The following is a 12,633-nucleotide window of genomic DNA, read 5'->3' as shown; positions in this document are numbered from 1 at the left end:
CCGTCCTCAATCGCCGGACGGCCTGGGTGGATGGGGTTGCGCCGTGCCGGATCGGTTGCCGTTGGGGTCCGCTCCGGGGCTCGTGTCCTGGACTGTCGGTCCTCACCGCGCTTCGCGCGAGTTGCGGGCCCTTTACGTCCAGAACACGACCCTGCGCGTCCCCCTTCGTGCGCACCCGGTTGGGCTCGCCCCGGTGGGTGGCGGATCGCCGTGGGTTTGTGGGCGGTCGTTTCGCTGGGGGTCCCCCAGGATGAAGTCCTGGGGAGAACGGGTGGGCGCAAGCCACCCACCGGGCCGCAGTCGGCGGACGACCCGGCCCCGTAAGCTCGCGGCGTGGAGCAGGGCAACAGCACGCTGGTGGGCGTGCTTTCGGACGTCGCGCGGGGCGCCGCCCACGTGCCGGGGCAGGCGGCGTGCCGGGCCTGCGGGCGGGGCGCGGACGTGCTGGCCGAGCGCGAGGACGGGGTCGTCGTACGGCACGGGCCGGCCGTCGCCAAGGCGCACGCCGCCGGCACCGATCCCGACGGACACGACGTGCGCGTCGCCGTCGCCGCCCACCCGCGTCTCGCCGGGATCCTGTTGCCGCCTATCCCGCACACTGCCCCCGCGTTCGACGGGCGCCCCGTCACCGCCTGGCCGTACGGGACGCCCGTGAACCCGGGGGACCCGGACGCGGCCCCGTGGGAGGAGGCCGGGGCCCTCCTCGCCCGGCTCCACCTCGTGCCGTACGACGGGCTGCCCGGCCCGCTGCCTCCGATGCGCGGCCCGGCGAAGGCCGCCGCGGCCGTCGCACGGGCAGTGCGGGCGCACCACGCTGGCGCCCGGCCCGTCCTCGACGCCTGGCGCACTCTCCCCGCCTGGGCCCGTGACGAGGCTCCCTCGCCCCGCCCGCCCCGGCTCTGTCACGGAGACCTGCATCTCGGGCAGCTCGTCCGTCACCCCGCACACGACGGCTCCTGGCTGCTCATCGACGTCGACGACCTCGGACTCGGCGACCCCGCCTGGGACCTCGCCCGCCCCGCTGCCTGGTACGCGGCAGGGCTCCTGCCGCCCGACGTCTGGACCCGCTTCCTCACCGCGTACCGGGCCGCTCGAGGTCCCGCCGTCCCGCCCGCGCCGTACGACCCCTGGCCCCAACTCGACGTCCCCGCCCGCGCCCTGACCGTGCAGACCGCCGCCCTGGCCGTCGCCAAGAGTGCCGCGGAAGACCGCGATCTCGACGACGTGGAACGGATGATGGTCGACGCCTGCGCCCGAATTGCCTCCCTCCCGCCCGAGTTGGAGGCATGATCCCGTCGTAGGCTGAAACCACCATCCGAACGGCGAGGAGCTGAGGCGACTCATGCAGTGTCCCAAGTGCCATGCACCCATGCACACCTACAACCGCAACGGCGTCCAGATCGAGCAGTGCAGCGGCTGCCGGGGGATATTCCTCGACTACGGCGAGCTGGAGGCGCTGACCCGCCTGGAGTCCCAGTGGACCCAGCAGGCCCCGCCCGCGCCTCCGGCGCCGGGGGCCTACCCCGCGCCCGCCGCGCCGGCCTGGGGTGCCCCGCAGCACGGCCACCACGGCGGTCACCACCGCCAGCGGAGCTTCGGCCGGATGCTCTTCTCCTCCTGAGCGGGCACACGACGGAGCCCCCGGTCGCACTGGGCGGCCGGGGGCTCCGGGCTGTGGACGATACTGGGATTGAACCAGTGACCTCTTCCGTGTCAGGGAAGCGCTCTCCCGCTGAGCTAATCGTCCTCGGGACCATGGCCCGGGGGCCATGGGTACTGCGTGCGCGATACTGGGATTGAACCAGTGACCTCTTCCGTGTCAGGGAAGCGCTCTCCCGCTGAGCTAATCGCGCGGGGGACCCTCGCAGGTCCAGTGGACGATACTGGGATTGAACCAGTGACCTCTTCCGTGTCAGGGAAGCGCTCTCCCGCTGAGCTAATCGTCCTTGGAGGTGGAGACGGGATTTGAACCCGTGTAGACGGCTTTGCAGGCCGTTGCCTCGCCTCTCGGCCACTCCACCAGGAGCTGCAGGGGTTCTCGGGAAGATCCCCCACTTCGAGCGGACGACGAGATTCGAACTCGCGACCCTCACCTTGGCAAGGTGATGCTCTACCAACTGAGCCACGTCCGCCTGTCGTTTCCCGGTCCGCTCTCGCGTCCCGGCGACGTGTTGAACTCTAGCGGATTCCCGGGCCAGCACAAAAACGCGTTTCCGCAGCGTGCTGAGCTGTGTTCACGGCGGGTTCACCACCGGGTGCAGGTCGCAGCCGGCGGAAACCGTCCCGGAGCAGGCCCGCAGCGGGCGTCACCGGCCCGCCATAGACTCTCAGCCGTGCACGACCTCGCTCCTCTGGCCCGCTTCGGCGGCCTCGTCGCAACCGACCTCAGGGACGTCACCAGTGACCCCGAGGCCCTCGACTCCTCCGGCTTCTGGGCCGTCGCGGCGGACTTCGAGGGCCGCCTCACCTGCGCTCGCTTCGGCGACGTGCGGCCCTCACCGGTGCCCGAGCCGGACCCGGCGGCCTGGCGCGGGCCCGCGGCCGAGGACTGGACGTCGTCGCTGGACCGGGCCGCGTACATCGCGGGCGTGCGCCGGATCCGTGAGTACATCGCCGCCGGCGAGGTCTACCAGGCGAACCTCTGCCGCGTCCTGTCCGCACCCCTGCCGGACCCGGACGCCGCCGACGTCGACGCCCTGACGGCCCTGCTGGCGCGCGGCAACCCCGCCCCGTACGCAGGAACGATCCGGCTGCCCGCGCACGGTGTGGAGATCGCCACCGCGTCGCCCGAGCTCTTTCTGCGCCGCGAGGGCCGCACGGTCGAGTCCGGGCCGATCAAGGGCACCGGCCGCACGGCCGCGGATCTGCTGGAGAAGGACCACGCCGAGAACGTGATGATCGTGGACCTGGTCCGCAACGATCTGGGGCGGGTCTGTGCCACCGGTTCGGTGACCGTGCCGGCCCTCTGCGCCGTCGAGCCCCACCCGGGGCTGGTCCACCTGGTGTCCACCGTGCGCGGCGAGCTCACCACCGACGCGGGCTGGCGCGAGCTGCTCGACGCCACCTTTCCGCCCGGCTCGGTCACCGGGGCGCCCAAGTCGAGCGCCCTGCGGATCATCGAGGCCCTGGAGACGGCGCCGCGCGGGCCGTACTGCGGGGGCGTCGGCTGGGTGGACGCCGACCGCCGCACCGGCGAGCTCGCGGTCGGGATACGTACCTTCTGGATCGACCGCGCCCAGGGCGTCCTGCGCTTCGGCACCGGCGCCGGCATCACCTGGGGCTCCGACCCCGAGCGCGAGTGGGACGAGACCGAGCTGAAGGCCGCGCGGCTGCTCGCGGTAGCGTCGGGTACGTACGCGCAGAGTGGAAGGACCGCGTGATGAGGATCTGGGTCAACGGCGGGCTGCGGGACGCCGACACCGCGCTGGTGTCCGTGTTCGACCACGGGCTGACCGTGGGCGACGGTGTCTTCGAGACCGTCAAGGCGACCGAGGGACGGCCCTTCGCCCTCACCCGCCACATCGACCGGCTCGCTCGCTCGGCCCGCGGTCTCGGCCTGCCCGACCCGGACCACGACGAGGTGCGCCGCGCCTGCGAGGCCGTCCTGGAAGCCAATCCCATGCCGCTCGGCCGGCTGCGCATCACCTACACCGGCGGGTTCTCGCCGCTCGGCTCGGACCGGGGCGACAAGGGCCCGACCCTCGTCGTCGCGGCCGCCGAGGCCAAGCGCCGCCCCGACACCACCGCCGTGATCACCGTCCCGTGGACCCGCAACGAGCGAGGTGCACTGGCCGGCCTCAAGACCACCTCGTACGCCGAGAACGTCGTTGCCCTCGCCCGCGCCCATGAGCAGGGCGCGTCCGAGGCGCTCTTCGCCAACACGGTGGGGCAGCTCTGCGAGGGCACCGGCTCCAACGTGTTCGTCGTCCTCGACGGCCAGCTGTACACCCCGCCCCTCTCCTCGGGCTGCCTCGCCGGGATCACCCGTGCCCTGACGATGGACTGGACCGGGGCGCTGGAGGCGGATCTGCCGCTCGACGCGCTGGACCGGGCCGAGGAGATCTTCCTGACCTCCACGACCCGTGATGTGCAGGCCGTGCACCGTGTCGACAGCCGCGAACTGTCCCCGACGCCCGGTCCGCTGACCGCCAAGGCCATGCGGATCTTCGAGGACCACGCCGCGGCCGACCCCGATCCGCGGGTGCCGTGAGCCGGTCGCCCGGCAAAACCTGGTGACGGGCGGCCACGGGACAGGTAGAACACCCCTGATGACCACCACCCTGCGGCCGTCCGGGCCGCTTCAGCGCAGCGACGGCGGTGTCCGGTCGCGTACGTACGACGTCTGCGTGAACAGCAGGCCCGTCGGATCGATCGAGCTCGCCACCCATCCCGGGCTCGGCCCGTCGGCGGGCGTCGTACGGTTTCTGCGCATCGACGAGCGCGACCGGCGGCGCGGACGGGGCACGGTCGCGGCGCTCGCCGCCGAGGAGGTGCTGCGCGGCTGGGGCTGTACGCAGATCCTCACCTCGGTGCCGGTGGAGGAGACCGCGGCGCTGCGCCTGACCACCGCGCTCGGGTACACGGAGCGCGGCCGCAACATGATCAAGGAACTGCCCGACGGCCCGCCGCCCGCGCTGCCCCTCGGGGTCGAGGGGCGGCCCATGACCGACGGCGAGTTCCGGGAGTGGCTGGTCGCCGCGGTGGAGAGCTACACGCAGTCATGGGTCACCCGCGGGGTGCCGCCGGAGCAGGCCCGAGCGAAGTCCGAGTCCGACCACCGCGATCTCCTGCCCGACGGACTCGCCACCCGCGGCGCCTGGCTGGACGTTCTGGTCGCCGACGGCACGACGGTGGGGCACGTCTGGGTCGCGGAGCGCGAACTCCACCCGGGTGAGCAGGGCGCGTACGTGTACGACGTCGAGGTCGCGGACGCGTACCGGGGCCGTGGGTACGGGCGGGCGCTGATGCTCCTCGCGGAGCGCGTCGCCCGTACGGAGGCCGGGGCGTCACGGCTCGGGCTGCACGTCTTCGCGGGCAACACCCCGGCGCTCGGGCTGTACGAGTCGCTCGGTTACCGGACGACTCAGATCAACTACTTCAAGCAGTTGCTGTAGTACGGGGCTCCCGTGCGGTCCGTCCGGCGTTCGAGGCCGGACACACCCGGGCCCGCCGTGGGGCGCGCCGGGGCGGAGCCCCGGATTCTACGCGTCCTGCGCCGCCGCGAGGAGGCGGTCCGTGATCTCCTCGATCCGCTCGCGCAGGCCCTCCTGGCTCTTGCCGCCGTCGAGGCGCTCGCCGCCGATGACGTACGTCGGCGTGCCCGTGACCCCGATCGCCTTGCCCTCGGCCTGGTCGGCGTCGACGATCAGGATGTGGCGGCCGTCGATGAGGGCGGTGTCGAACTCCTCCGCGTCCAGGCCGAGTTCGCGCGCGGCCTCCACGAGGAACGGTTCGCCCTTGCCGTCCAGCTCCCCGACCCGGTCGAGCACGGCCTCCACGTAGGGCCATCCCTGGCCCTGCGCCATGGCCTCCTCGGCGGCCTGCGCGGCGGCGAAGGAGTGCGCGTGCTTCTCCAGGGGGAAGTGGCGCAGCCGCAGCTCGAGCCGGTCGCCGTAGCGTTCGCGCAGCGCGCGCAGATCGGCGAGGGCGGTGCGGCAGTCGGGGCACTGCAGCTCGCACCACACGTCCATGACGATGGGCACGGCGGGGGAGGTGTCGCTCATGGGGCCAGTCTTACAGCCGCCGGCGGGCCACCCCAACCCGGACCGACCGCTTCCGGCCCGGCCGACCGGGACCTGGGGAGGATTCCCGTCCCGGAGATCTCCCTGAGGTAGGGGCGCACCGTGGCCCGGAGGGGCCCGGGCAGTGCAGGATGGAAGGGACGTACCCGCCCGTACAGGCCTGGAGGACCGGATGCTTGCCGAGACCATTTGTTCCGCGGTGTCCGCGGCCGGGCTGGGCATCGCCGCGATCACGGCGTACCGGAAGCGATTCCGGACCGCGGCCCGGATCGCCGCGTATGCGCTGGTGCCGCTCGGCCTGGTGCTGACGGGTGCCGTCCAGTGGCTCGCCGCCACGGCGTTCAGCCCGACGGCATGGGTCGGCGTCGGCGTGCTCGGGCTCGCCTGGGTGCTCTTCATGACGACCCGGGTGGCGGAGCGCCGCGCCCTGGGCAAGGCCGCCGAGGACACGGCGCGCCCCGGGGCGATCGCCCCGTCGGCCTCGGCCCCGGCCGGCTCCCCGGCTCTCGGCAGCGCGTCCCGGCCCGCCTCGCCGCCGAAGGGGAAGAAGCGCGCCGCCGACCCGGGCGACGACTTCAGCGACATCGAGGCGATCCTGAAGAAGCACGGCATCTGACCCGCCGCGCCGGCCCGGTCAACATCCGTACCGGCGCGGCGAGTTGACGCGCGCACGGCATCCCGCGGAGCCATCAGGGCGAAGGTGCAGGTCAGCGACCCAGGGCGGCTTCGCCGCCCGCCGTGGGACGGGTAAATGGGCAGCACAAACGCCCCGTAGCCCTTGATCAACACCGCGCCGCGGGGTGGCAACACAGGAGGCGAGGTCAGCTACCTGCGGTTTTGCCCACGCCGGTTCGTATTTACGCGTCAGAGCGGGTCCAGGACTCCAGGCCGCGCACCGGCCTACGCCCTCGTGACCACGGGATGTGATGAACTCGCCGTATCGCAAGGCGTGTTGTTCGATCATCGCGGGCCGCGCTGCGACATCATCGCCCCGAGATGCTGGATACCTCCCGGGGCCAGACCCCCGCCCCCGCCGACGAGCCGCGTGGCTGTCTCTTCGCGCTCTCTCAGCCGCCCCTGATGATCTTCCTCGCGGTGATCGGCTGTCTGCTGCTCATCGCCGCGGTCCACGACCTGTTTCTGCTGTGAGGTCCCCTGTGAGCACGCCGACCGTCAGCCGGCCGCCGCTTCCTTGCGGCGCGCACGGTAGGCGGCGACGTGCAGACGGTTGCCGCAGGTGCGGCTGTCGCAGTAGCGGCGGGATCGATTGCGCGAGAGGTCGACGAAGGCGCGCCCGCAGTCCGGCGCCTCGCAGCGGCGCAGCCGCTCCTGCTCGCCCGCGACGACGATGAAGGCCAGCGCCATGCCGCAGTCGGCGGCGAGGTGGTCGGCCACGGAGGCGCCGGGCGCGAAGTAGTGGACGTGCCAGTCGTAGCCGTCGTGGTCCGTGAGCTGCGGCGTGGTGCCCGCGGCGGCGACGAGCTGGTTGATCAGCTCGGCCGCGGTACGGGGGTCCTTCGCCGCGAAGACCTCCGCGAAGCGGCCCCGTATCTCACGTACGGAGTCGAGATCGGCCTCGCCCAGCTCGCCCACTCCGCTGACGTTGTGGCTTCGTACGAAGTCGTACAGGGACGAGACGTCCGTGAGCTCATCGCCCTCCGCTCGCTCCGGCGTCGCGGTGTTCACCAGATCGACGACGGTGTCGAGGGCGATGCGGGTGTCGTGGGGGATCAGCACGATTCGCTCCCTGGCCAGGTTGCGGGCGGGCGTCGCCCACCGAATTGCGCTGACTCTAGCGTCTCGCCGACGCACGCGACGGCGCCGTCACTGCGGGGTGATCCGCGGTGACAGCGCCGCCGTATGACGTATGCCGTATGCGGTTTTCCGCACAGCGCCGTCTCCCCGAGTCGGACGGCGCCGAGCAGCCCTCGGTCTGGCTCAGCTTTCGGCCAGGATGTGCGAGAGCTCCGTGTCGAGATCGAAGTGGCGATGCTCGGTGCCCGGTGGTACCGCGGCGTCGGTTCGCTTCAGGAAGGACTCGAGGGCCCGTGCCGGGGCCTCGAGCAGGGCTTCGCCCTCCGGGGAGCTCAGCGCGATGCAGACGACGCCCTGGCCATGACTGCGCGACGGCCAGACTCTGACGTCGCCGGTGCCGGTGGGCCGGTGCAGCCCCTCGGCGAGGAGATCACGGGCGAACACCCACTCGACCGTCTCCTCGGCTCCGGTATGGAAGGTGGCGTGCACGGCATAAGGATCGGCCGTGTCATACCGCAGGCCCGCGGGTACAGGCAGTGAGGACTCGCTCGATACAACGAGGCGCAGGTGCAGCTCGCAGCTGACCGTGGTGTTCATAAGCGCCAGGGCCTTTCGCTCAGTGTGCGCTCGGGGATTCGCACGTCGGCGAAATCGACATGCCACCTACGGTGCCGTTGTAAACCCCTCTGTCTGTTTTGTGATCCTTCAGGTACCCCGTACGGAGGAGTCCGACCTACGACCGTGCGGTCATTCCGGCGAGGCCTCCCGTCAGGTACTTTGGGGCTCATGAATGCGGAGAGTGACGAGCGGGAGAAGGCGGCCGCGAGGTCGGCCGCGAATCCTGTCACGGGGGACGTGACCACGGACGCGAGCGAGGACGGGACGGCCCAGGAGCGGCCGCTCGGATCCAGGGCGCCGGAGTTCGTGAAGGCGCGCAGGACGCTGCACGTGAGCTGGCAGGTCGGCGTCTTCATCGTCGGCCTCGCCGTGGTGGTGGCCGGCGTGATCATGCTGCCGCTGCCCGGGCCGGGCTGGCTGGTGATCTTCGGCGGCATGGCGATCTGGGCCACCGAGTTCGTCTGGGCGCAGCTCGTCCTGCGCTGGACGAAGCGGAAGGTGACCGAGGCCGCACAGCGGGCTCTCGATCCCAGGGTCCGTCGGCGCAACATCATCCTGACCACGATCGGTCTGGTGATCATGGCTGTGCTGATCGGGATCTACGTCTGGAAGTTCGGGTTCGTCATGCCCTGGAAGATCGACGAGTGACCCCCGGGGCGACGTCCCGATGGTCGTGCCCATGGTCATGGGGCGCCGCTGACATGCGGTAATGTGTGCGGTGCGCCCGGGCGATTAGCTCAGTGGGAGAGCGCTTCGTTCACACCGAAGAGGTCACTGGTTCGAACCCAGTATCGCCCACCACCCGGACCGAAGGCCCCGGAGACCGAGAGTCTCCGGGGCCTTCGGCGTTTCACCCGTTCGCCCCGTCGCGAGCCCGCTCACCGCATCCGGGTCAGGGTGTCCCGGAGCCTGCGGGCGTCGCGCAGACGCTGCTCGTACGTCGCGCCGACCGCGAGGAGCAGCAGTCCGGCGAGGGCGGGCGGCAGCCAGCGCGGGAGAGCGCCGACGACCTGGACGACGTACGGGGCGAGCTCATGCAGCGCGTCCAGCGTCAGGGTCAGCCCGCCGAGCACCAGCAGGGCCTGCAGCCGCAGCCTGGCGCCCGCGAGCGTGACCGCGAGGGCGGCCGCACCGAGGAGCAGCGGGCGCAGCCAGTGCGGGTCTCCCCAGGCCGCGAAGAGGCTCGGCACGAGGGTCGCCGCCAGGCCGGGACCGTACGCGACCCACGACGAGGCCTCAGGGTCCCTGCGCCGGCGCAGCAGGCCGAGGGCGAGCGCCGGAACGGTCACCGGGAGCGTGTACGCCTCGGGCGTGGACACGTCGGACGCCGCGAGCCGCACCCACGTGGCCGCCACGAACAGCACCGCGGCGACGTACCCGGCGGCGGGGCGGCGCTCGGCCCGCACGGCCGTGCCCGCCGCGACGACGCCCGCGAGTGCGAGCACCAGCGCGAGGGTGGGCGCGTGGGGCACCGCCAGACCGATCGCGACCAGCCCGGCCACCGCTCCCGTGAGCTCGACCGGCAGCGCGACGGCGTGACGGCGCAGGCGGATGGCCGTGAGCAGCGCGGTGGCCGCGGGGACCGCGAGGAGCGCGACGGCGGCCTGGTGGGCGGGCAGGCCGGCGGCCGCGGCCGTGGCCCCGACCAGCCCGGTGGCCCACACGACCGCCGTGCACGCCAGAACGGCCTGGACGGACGCGCGCGTCACGAACGCCGCCGCCACGGTCACGACGGTCAGCACACCGAGCACGGCGAACGTGGCGGGCCGCGTGGCCAGCCCGAGCAGCGCCACGCTCAGTCCGCCGGCCAGGCCGCAGACGAGCGCGGTGAAGGCCGTGGCACCCGGGCGGGGACGCCCGGCGTCGTCACCGCCCGGTGTCCGGTCCCGGGCGCCGGCACGAACCGCCGGTGCCGACGCCGCCGTCACCACCACGAGCTGCACCGCGAGCGTGGCCGCGTACGGCAGGGACAGCGTCGCGGGCACGGCGAACGCGGCGCCCCAGGCGAGGACGAGCGCGATGCAGGACATCGCCGTGCGGGGGAGGGCCACGCCGGGCAGGAGGCGGGGCACCGCCCACAGGACGACGGCCACCGCGGCCAGGACCAGCGGGGCGGTGTCCGTCCCCGGCGGCGGCGCGGTCAGGCCGGCGGCGCCCGACCAGACGTCGTCGACGACCGTGACCGGGGTCAGGAGCGTGGTCGCCGCGTACGGCAGGGCCCAGGCGGTCGCGGCCCCGTGGACCAGGGCCGACGCGATGCCGAGACCGAGCAGGATGCCGCGTGTCGCCCGGGTGCGTACGACGGCGAGAAGCGCGAGGAGCGCGACGGCGCACACCAGGTACCCGGGCACGGCCCAGTCGTCCGGCATCGCGGGGCGGAGTACGCCGCCGATGCCTGCGATCAGGGCCAGCCCCGCCACCGTCGCCATCGCGGCTGCCGCCGTCGCCCTCGCTGCCGAGGGTGTGGTCTGCGGCCCGTTCGGCTGCTCCTGCGGCGACGCGGTCGGCGTCGTTGTCGGGATCGGGGCCGGCGTCGTACGCCAGGCTGCGACCAGTGCGAGAGCCGCGGCCGCGAGGAGCAGGACGCACGGCTCCACCGCCTCCGCAGCCGTCCCGGCGCTCACGGACAGCCAGAGCCCGGTCAGCAGCGACCAGCCGCCGGTGACCACCGCACCCGCGACCGCGAGCCCCCGGACCGCCGCCGGCTTCGCGGCGAGCGCGATCGCGACGTCGAGCGCGGCGGTCGCCAGCGTCGCCCACGCGATCGTCCAGGCGCTTGCGTCCGCCGCCAGCGCCCAGAGCGGCAGCGGGAGTTGTACGGTCACGACGGCCACCGGCAGCGGGGTGCGCAGCTTGCGCAGGGCCAGCCCGTAGGCGGCCCACAGCGCGGCCAGCGCGCCCGAGGCGACGGCCGCGTACCCCACGGCGTGCGTCTGCGGCAGTGCCGCGCGGCGCAGGGCGTACGCGTCGAGGACCATCAGGACCAGACCCAGCGCCGCCACCGATTCGGCGGTCGACGTCAGCCCGCGGCGCAGCAGCAGGACCGGCGTCGCGAGCGCCGCCACCGTCACCGCGCCGAGCACCAGGGAACGTCCGCCGATGCCCATGTGGCCCCAGCTGACCAGGGTGAAGGCGATCGCGGCGATCGTCAGCAGGATCCCGCCCAGGGTGAGCAGCACGTTCTGCGCGCTCGGGGGCGAGGTGTCGGGAGCGGGGCGCGGAGGCCAGACCTGGCCACCGGGACCGCCCGGCCCGCCGGCCCCTGCCGCGGCGCTCGGCCGGTGCGCCGTCCGCATCGCCTGCAGCGTCTGCACCAGCCACGCCCTGCGGACCAGCAACTGGGCGCGTCGCGCGTCGAGTTGAGCCAGCTCACCGTCGAGGAGCCGCAGTTCCTCGGCGGGCGGCAGTTCGTTCTCCATGGCGAGCAGTGTGGTGTGCGACACATGAATCCGATATGCGCGCGGATACTCAGGCGGATACTCAGATCGCGCGTGAGTACGGCCCTCGCTGCGCAGAATCCGGGCATGGACTGGCATCACTACCGCTTCCGCAGCATCTGGGAGCTGTCCGCCGCGCCGCGCCTCGTCTACACCGTGCTGGAGCGGGTGGAGGACTACCCCCGCTGGTGGCCGCAGGTCCGCGAGGTCATTCCCGTGGACGGTCGCAGCGGCACTGCCCGCTTCCGCTCCGTCCTCCCCTACGACCTCGTCGTCACTGCCCGCGAGCGCCTGCGGGATCCCGACTCCGGGGTCCTGGAGGTGGAGCTCGCCGGCGACCTCGTCGGCTGGGCCCGCTGGACCCTGGTGCCGCGCGTCGGCGGCGGCACGCGCGCCCGCTACGACCAGGAGGTGGAGGTGCGGCGCAGGCTGATGCGGCTGCTGGCCGTGCCGGGGCGTCCGGCCTTCCGGGCGAACCACGCACTGATGATGCGCGGCGGGCGGCGCGGACTCGCCGAGTATCTGCGGGGAGACCCGAAGGGAGTTTGAAGGAAACCCGCCGGTACCTGTATGGTTCAGTGCGTTCCCGGGCGATTAGCTCAGTGGGAGAGCGCTTCGTTCACACCGAAGAGGTCACTGGTTCGAACCCAGTATCGCCCACCGGGAGAGGCCGGTCCGTCACTCGACGGACCGGCCTCGATCATTTTCCGGCCGGTGCGGCGGCCTCGCAGCCGGCGCGGCCGACAGGGTCGGCGTGCCCCGCGCGTTTCCGACCGATCGCCAGAACCGCCATGACCGGGGCGAGTTGGGACCCCCGCGCGCTCTTGACGGGGACGCGACACTTCGCTTCAATCCGCCTGGCAGGTCCAGACCAATCGTGGCGCCGCGACAGGTCCGCCGAACCATCCCCACCCCACACCGGGAGGTCACGTGCGTTCCAGACACCGGCTCTTGGCCGGGCTCAGCGCGGCGCTGCTGGCCGCGGCCGCCGCCATCGCCCTGCCCAGTACCGCGCAGGCCGCGAATCTGCTCACCAATCCCGGGTTCGAGTCCGGGTCCCTGTCCGGCTGGTCCTGCACCGG

Annotated in this window: 13 protein-coding genes and 7 tRNA genes; 11 read left to right on the top strand and 9 right to left on the bottom strand. The window is 72.8% G+C overall.

All coding sequences use genetic code 11. The features are described from left to right. The first annotated feature begins 333 nt into the window (after positions 1-333). Entirely contained in the window at positions 334-1,290 is a 957-nt protein-coding gene (locus ACFV9O_RS30620; protein ID WP_385423491.1) for a phosphotransferase family protein, read from the top strand. Positions 1,291-1,342: 52 nt separating this feature from the next. Then, complete coding sequence (locus ACFV9O_RS30615; protein ID WP_385423489.1) at positions 1,343-1,621, top strand: zf-TFIIB domain-containing protein; 279 nt, start codon at positions 1,343-1,345, stop codon at positions 1,619-1,621. 54 nt (positions 1,622-1,675) lie between these two features. Here the strand turns inward: ACFV9O_RS30615 and ACFV9O_RS30610 are convergent. From ACFV9O_RS30610 to ACFV9O_RS30590, 5 genes are all read right to left on the bottom strand, one after another. After that, positions 1,676-1,747: transfer RNA gene (locus ACFV9O_RS30610), tRNA-Val, on the bottom strand. Positions 1,748-1,781: 34 nt separating this feature from the next. Then, positions 1,782-1,853 (bottom strand) — tRNA-Val (locus ACFV9O_RS30605). Between the two features lie 21 nt (positions 1,854-1,874). Beyond that, positions 1,875-1,946 (bottom strand) — tRNA-Val (locus ACFV9O_RS30600). A 1-nt stretch (position 1,947) separates the two neighbouring features. Next, positions 1,948-2,021, bottom strand: a tRNA-Cys gene (locus tag ACFV9O_RS30595). 38 nt (positions 2,022-2,059) lie between these two features. Beyond that, a tRNA-Gly gene (locus tag ACFV9O_RS30590) sits at positions 2,060-2,132 on the bottom strand. A 201-nt stretch (positions 2,133-2,333) separates the two neighbouring features. On the opposite strand from ACFV9O_RS30590, the gene ACFV9O_RS30585 reads away from it, so the two are divergent. Genes ACFV9O_RS30585 through ACFV9O_RS30575 form a run of 3 tightly spaced genes read left to right on the top strand, consistent with a single transcriptional unit; the run spans position 2,334 to position 5,114 of the window. Beyond that, positions 2,334-3,380, top strand: a complete 1,047-nt coding sequence (locus ACFV9O_RS30585; RefSeq protein WP_385423487.1) for a chorismate-binding protein — start codon at positions 2,334-2,336, stop codon at positions 3,378-3,380. After that, positions 3,380-4,210: an aminotransferase class IV gene (locus tag ACFV9O_RS30580; RefSeq protein ID WP_385423485.1), complete on the top strand. Its 831-nt coding sequence runs from the start codon at positions 3,380-3,382 to the stop codon at positions 4,208-4,210. The genes ACFV9O_RS30585 and ACFV9O_RS30580 overlap by 1 nt, the downstream gene beginning before the upstream one ends. A gap of 58 nt (positions 4,211-4,268) precedes the next feature. Beyond that, positions 4,269-5,114: a GNAT family N-acetyltransferase gene (locus ACFV9O_RS30575; protein WP_385423483.1), complete on the top strand. Its 846-nt coding sequence runs from the start codon at positions 4,269-4,271 to the stop codon at positions 5,112-5,114. Positions 5,115-5,201: 87 nt separating this feature from the next. Here ACFV9O_RS30575 and ACFV9O_RS30570 read toward each other — a convergent pair whose 3' ends face one another. Continuing rightward, positions 5,202-5,723 carry a DsbA family protein gene (locus ACFV9O_RS30570; protein WP_385423481.1) on the bottom strand — a complete coding sequence of 174 codons (522 nt, stop codon included), beginning with the start codon at positions 5,721-5,723 and terminating at the stop codon, positions 5,202-5,204. Between the two features lie 190 nt (positions 5,724-5,913). Here ACFV9O_RS30570 and ACFV9O_RS30565 point away from each other — a divergent pair, with 190 nt between their 5' ends. Continuing rightward, positions 5,914-6,357 carry a hypothetical protein gene (locus tag ACFV9O_RS30565; protein WP_385423544.1) on the top strand — a complete coding sequence of 148 codons (444 nt, stop codon included), beginning with the start codon at positions 5,914-5,916 and terminating at the stop codon, positions 6,355-6,357. A gap of 380 nt (positions 6,358-6,737) precedes the next feature. Then, complete coding sequence (locus tag ACFV9O_RS30560; RefSeq protein WP_262003992.1) at positions 6,738-6,890, top strand: hypothetical protein; 153 nt, start codon at positions 6,738-6,740, stop codon at positions 6,888-6,890. A 24-nt stretch (positions 6,891-6,914) separates the two neighbouring features. Here ACFV9O_RS30560 and ACFV9O_RS30555 read toward each other — a convergent pair whose 3' ends face one another. Beyond that, positions 6,915-7,478, bottom strand: coding sequence for a CGNR zinc finger domain-containing protein (locus ACFV9O_RS30555; RefSeq protein ID WP_385423478.1), 564 nt, complete (start codon positions 7,476-7,478; stop codon positions 6,915-6,917). A 201-nt stretch (positions 7,479-7,679) separates the two neighbouring features. Beyond that, positions 7,680-8,093 carry an SsgA family sporulation/cell division regulator gene (locus tag ACFV9O_RS30550; RefSeq protein WP_003959770.1) on the bottom strand — a complete coding sequence of 138 codons (414 nt, stop codon included), beginning with the start codon at positions 8,091-8,093 and terminating at the stop codon, positions 7,680-7,682. Between the two features lie 189 nt (positions 8,094-8,282). On the opposite strand from ACFV9O_RS30550, the gene ACFV9O_RS30545 reads away from it, so the two are divergent. After that, complete coding sequence (locus tag ACFV9O_RS30545; protein WP_385423476.1) at positions 8,283-8,762, top strand: TIGR02611 family protein; 480 nt, start codon at positions 8,283-8,285, stop codon at positions 8,760-8,762. A gap of 78 nt (positions 8,763-8,840) precedes the next feature. Then, positions 8,841-8,915, top strand: a tRNA-Val gene (locus ACFV9O_RS30540). A gap of 77 nt (positions 8,916-8,992) precedes the next feature. Here ACFV9O_RS30540 and ACFV9O_RS30535 read toward each other — a convergent pair. Next, positions 8,993-11,533 carry an SCO7613 C-terminal domain-containing membrane protein gene (locus ACFV9O_RS30535; RefSeq protein WP_385423474.1) on the bottom strand — a complete coding sequence of 847 codons (2,541 nt, stop codon included), beginning with the start codon at positions 11,531-11,533 and terminating at the stop codon, positions 8,993-8,995. 105 nt (positions 11,534-11,638) lie between these two features. On the opposite strand from ACFV9O_RS30535, the gene ACFV9O_RS30530 reads away from it, so the two are divergent. Further along, positions 11,639-12,100: an SRPBCC family protein gene (locus ACFV9O_RS30530; protein WP_385423472.1), complete on the top strand. Its 462-nt coding sequence runs from the start codon at positions 11,639-11,641 to the stop codon at positions 12,098-12,100. Positions 12,101-12,139: 39 nt separating this feature from the next. Continuing rightward, positions 12,140-12,211, top strand: a tRNA-Val gene (locus ACFV9O_RS30525). Positions 12,212-12,633: the final 422 nt, after the last annotated feature.

The sequence above is a fragment of the Streptomyces sp. NPDC059909 genome (assembly GCF_042730885.1).
Taxonomy (GTDB): domain Bacteria; phylum Actinomycetota; class Actinomycetes; order Streptomycetales; family Streptomycetaceae; genus Streptomyces.
Note: the sequence above shows the minus strand (reverse complement) of the source record. Positions and strands in the feature narration are given on the sequence as shown.